Origin of the sequence: Streptococcus infantis, from assembly GCF_047464415.1 — a bacterium.
Lineage (GTDB): Bacteria > Bacillota > Bacilli > Lactobacillales > Streptococcaceae > Streptococcus > Streptococcus infantis_AE.
Genome location: NZ_JASHBX010000033.1, coordinates 1 through 4,866, shown reverse-complemented (window position 1 = coordinate 4,866; position 4,866 = coordinate 1). Strand labels below are relative to the sequence as shown.

Genomic DNA, 4,866 nt, shown 5'->3' with positions numbered 1-4,866 from the left:
ATCTCTAATCCTACCATCGTCGAACTCCTTTCAAATAGAATTTTAAGCGAACAAAAAAGAGAACAGATTTCTCTGTTCTCCTAAAAATATTGAATTATCTGATTTTCTAAAAACTCTTACCACTTACAGCAAAAAACAAGAAAAGAGACCAAATCAAAATGAGATTCAGTCTCTTTATACTTTTAAATGATTATCTGCTAGTTCATTGCATCTATCCTTAACCTTACAGGCTAGAGTTCGGTACGATTTTCGATGGCTCTTAAGAGTGTTACTTCATCTGCATACTCGATATCAGCTCCCACTGCTAGACCTCGTGCTAGACGAGTAACCTTGATCCCTGCAGGTTTAAGAAGTCGAGAGATATACATAGAAGTCGCCTCACCATCAGCAGTGGCATTGGTGGCTACAATGACCTCTGAAACCTCGCTATCCATAAGACGAGTCATGAGACTTTTAAGATTGATGTCATCTGGGCTAATCCCATTCATAGGGGAAATCAAGCCGTGCAAGACATGGTATAGTCCGTGGTATTCTTGGATATTTTCCATAGCAGCTACATCTCGACTATCCTCTAGGACGAGGATAGTTGTTTGGTCCCGACTTGGATCTGTGCAGATAGAACAGGGATCTTCATCGGTTAAACGTCCACAGATAGAACAATAGGTCAACTCTCTTTTAGCTGAAAGGAGATTTTTAGCAAATTCGTTGACGTCATCATCCGGCATTCCAATAGTATAAAAGGCTAGACGGGTTGCTGTCTTGATCCCAATACCCGGAAGTTTAGAATAACTGTCAATCAACTTAGCAATAGGTGTTGGATAAAGCATGGCTTCCTTTCTAATTCATTGGATGGTGTTGGTTGTATAGATTGATAATGTCGCGAGCAATTGCTGGCCCAACATTTTTGGTTAAATTGGTATTATGAGGAAAGACTACTGCAACTGCAATTTGAGGATTTTCTGTTGGAGCATAGGCCACGGCATTGGTATTATTAGCTTCTTTTTGACCACCAGCTACATAGCTTTCAGCTGTACCGGTTTTACCACTGATAGAAACAGTGGCACCATCTGAAAACGCCCGTCCTGTCGTTAGGGGACTAGTTCCATGCGATACTTGGTAAAATCCTTGGTGCAAGATTGCCATATCTGATTCAGAAATATTGATTTTATTCATTTCGGTGCTAGTTGTTTGCTGAATCAAATTTCCTAGACCACCTTGCTCATTATTATCATAGACTCCTTCTACGATATGAGGAGCCAGGCGAACACCATTATTAGCGATTGTTGCCACATACTGGGCCAACTGCATTGGTGTGTAGTTATCAAACTGTCCAAAAGCATTGTACAGATAATTAGCCAAATCAAAGTTTTTAGGAATAAATCCTGTTGATTCCTCTGGCAAGTCAATCCCTGTAGCAGCACCCAAACCATACTCACCAAAAGTTGCGCGTAGTTTTCCCATGGCAGACTCTAGTTGGTCGGTCTTAACTGTCATATCCGGTTGATAGGTTTGCCCCATCATTCCTAGGGCAGTTTGAATCATATAGGCATTGGATGAGTATTCCAAAGCCTCGACTGCTGTAATCGGGAAGGAACCGTAAGCAAGAGTATACCAAGAATTGATAGCTGGGGATCCTTGGAAAACGATTGGCTGGTCTGTCAAGGTCTGGTTCCCCTTAAGAACACCATTTTCCCATCCCGAGCTGATGGTAGCCGCTTTAACGACAGAACCTGGAACAAAGACATTGGTCACAGTCCCCAGCGAGTCTGTGGTTAAGTCACCCGTTTCCAAATTATGTTTAATCCCTGACATAGCTAACACAGCACCAGTCTTAGGATTGAGCGCTACTGCATAGACACCTTCAGAATATTTTGCTCCACCATTTGAAAGTTCCGAACTGAAGTAACTTTTCAGAAGATTATCCACACTGTCTTGGAAGGTCAAATCAATGGTCAATTTAATATTTTTTCCCTTGCTACCTTCTTCGACATTTTCCACACTCTCCATATCGCCATATTTATCGAGATGGATTTCTTTTACGGTGCGCTTTCCTTGTAGAACTTCTTCGTATTGTTTCTCCAGATAAGAAGTTCCAACACGGTCATTAAGTGAATAGCCTTTTTGCAAATAAGCATCCACATCCTCAGCTGGAAGACCTGATTTCTCACTAGAGACACTTCCAACGATAGATGAAAGAGATGTTTCTAAAACCTTTCTATCCCACGAAGTTGAAATGCTAATACCAGGTAATTCCTTGGAAGCTGAAGCAATGATGGCCACCTGTGTGTCACTTAATGGATCGGTTTGAATATTCCCTGTCGCAAAATTACCAACTGCATTGAGCTGGTTAAAGAGGTAGATAACCTTCTTTTCATCCTCTGAATAGTTCAGTTGATCAGAAGTGATACTCTCAGCAGCATTGTTATAAAGTTGAGCTTCGGATAGTTGATTTCCATCAGAATCAAAACGTTTATCCTTAGGAAGAGCCTCTACCGTTTTTTTATAGACAGCTGGATCTGCTAGATAATAGTCAGCCATTTGACGTTCTGTCAAATCTGGCGAGGTAACTGTTACATACGTTAAGAGTTTAGTGGAAATATCCTTTAAATCAGTAGCTGTCATCTTATTGCTTCGTGTGAAAGCCACGACTTGTTTAACGGTATTTTCTACCAAGGGTTTTCCAGCCGCGTCATAGATTTCTCCACGAGCAGAACCCGTTGTTACCCTAGTTTGGCTAGCAGACGCTAACTTGGTTTCATAGAAATCCTTGTTCAAAACTTGCATATAGAGCAAGCGACCAATGATGGTCATGAAAAGTAAAATAACGATTGCAAACAATAAATTAAGCCGAATCGGTATCGAATGGCTATTGAATTTTCTCATACAAATCAGTCTCATTTCTAATCAAAATCTCAATTTCCATTGTACCATAATTTGAAGAGAAAATTATGGAAAAAGAAAAGACTTTTCCTTTTTATCCCAAAAACAAAGCAACTGTGGTATAATAGAAGTAAGCGCTATTTTATTTGTTAGGTTTTATTGACAAATAATGTTTAACAAATAACTACAAAGGAGTCCCATGAACAAGCCAGATATCTCTACGATTATTGATCTTCACTTTGAAGAAATGACCGATTTAGAGCAAGAGATTGCCCGCTATTTTTTGCAGGCAGATACCATTCATGATGACTTGTCTTCTCAGCAGGTCACTCAAAAACTTCATATTTCTCAGGCGGCTCTCACTCGTTTTGCCAAAAAATGTGGCTTTACGGGCTATCGGGAATTTATTTTCAAATACCAGCAACAAAAGGATACCCTTTCCGTTCCACAACAGGATATGAATCCTTTGACCCAAAGAGTCTTGAGAAGCTATACAAATATCCGAGAAATGACACAAGAATTGATTGATGATGACCAACTGGAGCGCATTGCCCAAATGATTGATCAATCAGAACGCGTCTATTTTTTTGGGACTGGAAGTTCTGGCCTCGTTGCGCGTGAAATGAAATTGCGTTTCATGAGACTTGGAGTCGTTTGTGAGGCTTTGACAGATCCAGACGGTTTCGCTTGGACAACCAGTATCATCGATGAAAAATGTTTGGTCTTTGGTTTCTCCCTTTCAGGAACAACTCCATCCATCATTGATAGTCTACTAGACGCTCAAGATATGGGGGCTAAAACTGTTCTTTTTACTAGTACGCCTAGCAAAGAAACTCAGGCATTTACAGAAACTGTACTGGTGGCAAGCCAAAGTCAGGCTTCCTATATCCAACGTATTTCTGCCCAACTTCCTATGTTGATCTTAATCGATCTACTCTATGCTTATTTCCTAGAAATTGATCGTGAAAGTAAAGAAAAAATCTTTAACAGTTATTGGGAAAATAAAAAACTAAATGGCTATCGTAGAAATAGAAGAACAAAATAGCCCTACATAACTGGACTACTTCCTATTAAGTAGGTCATAAAAAAATAGTACCAATGGTCTTATCACTTCTTAAAAGAGGGATAAGGCCTTATTTTTTTCTTAACAGCCTCCTCACCCCATAATTAGATCTGGTTTTCAATATCGTCTGTAACAATGAACACTCCCATTAAATCCTGAGATAAGTAGACTCTATAATGTCTATAGTTGCTTTACTAACTGTAGGAATTATGGAGTTTTTTGACAATAGACAAAATAGCTCAACAGTAAAATAGAAAAGCACCACACAAGTTATTAAGCATACAATAGAATTGTCTAATCAAAAACAAGAAATCACTTGTTTTTGAAACACATACTAAATAAAACTCAATTAGACTTCTCCTTTATGAATTCACTTCCAAGATAAAAGGTTCAAAGAGATTTATCAAAAGCCCAGCTTTCCCTCTCTTTGAATAAGTTGAAATCATCGTCTTTCTTCATATTTCTAAGACTAAGAATATTATCAAGCCCTCGTAACCGATTCACCTTTCGTAAAGCAGCTTTATCAAATATCAGCGTCATTTGCTAAAAGGCAACTCACCTCTAATAAACACTTGCTTTTAGATTCTCCTTCTGTTGTGATTTCATCTACGACTATATCCAATAGAAAATTTTTTGTACCTAATCTGTAAAAAAACACCCCGAATCATGATAAATCATAGATTCGGGATGACTTTATATCTTTTTATGAATCTTGTTACTAACTTTTCTTCTCATAGACTCTCAGCATAGATTCTATTTTATAACTAGTCGAAAAAAGAGGCTGGGACAAAAGTCCGGCTCTATAATATTTGTAGTGGGTAAATCCCCTATGGATCTTATGGAGCCTATTTTTGTGTAGAAAAAAAGTCCCATAAGATCTATAATGAAAAGCGACCAAACCATCATTAGAAAGAATCATATGG

Annotated in this window: 3 protein-coding genes; 1 reads left to right on the top strand and 2 read right to left on the bottom strand. The window is 38.7% G+C overall.

The window, feature by feature from the left end; translation table 11 throughout:
• Positions 1-230: 230 nt before the first annotated feature.
• Together recR and pbp2b are read right to left on the bottom strand one after the other, a co-directional pair.
• Entirely contained in the window at positions 231-827 is a 597-nt protein-coding gene (recR, locus tag QM460_RS10170) for a recombination mediator RecR (RefSeq protein ID WP_045613513.1), read from the bottom strand.
• Between the two features lie 10 nt (positions 828-837).
• Positions 838-2,883, bottom strand: coding sequence for a penicillin-binding protein PBP2B (pbp2b, locus tag QM460_RS10165; protein WP_075228537.1), 2,046 nt, complete (start codon positions 2,881-2,883; stop codon positions 838-840).
• Positions 2,884-3,079: 196 nt separating this feature from the next.
• Here pbp2b and QM460_RS10160 point away from each other — a divergent pair, with 196 nt between their 5' ends.
• Entirely contained in the window at positions 3,080-3,925 is an 846-nt protein-coding gene (locus QM460_RS10160) for a MurR/RpiR family transcriptional regulator (RefSeq protein WP_414290036.1), read from the top strand.
• Positions 3,926-4,866 lie beyond the last annotated feature (941 nt).

Coding starts and splice junctions, on each gene's coding strand:
- recR (WP_045613513.1), bottom strand. CDS start 827: ATGCTTTATCCAACACCTATTGCTAAGTTGATTGACAGTTATTCTAAA.
- pbp2b (WP_075228537.1), bottom strand. CDS start 2,883: ATGAGAAAATTCAATAGCCATTCGATACCGATTCGGCTTAATTTATTG.
- QM460_RS10160 (WP_414290036.1), top strand. CDS start 3,080: ATGAACAAGCCAGATATCTCTACGATTATTGATCTTCACTTTGAAGAA.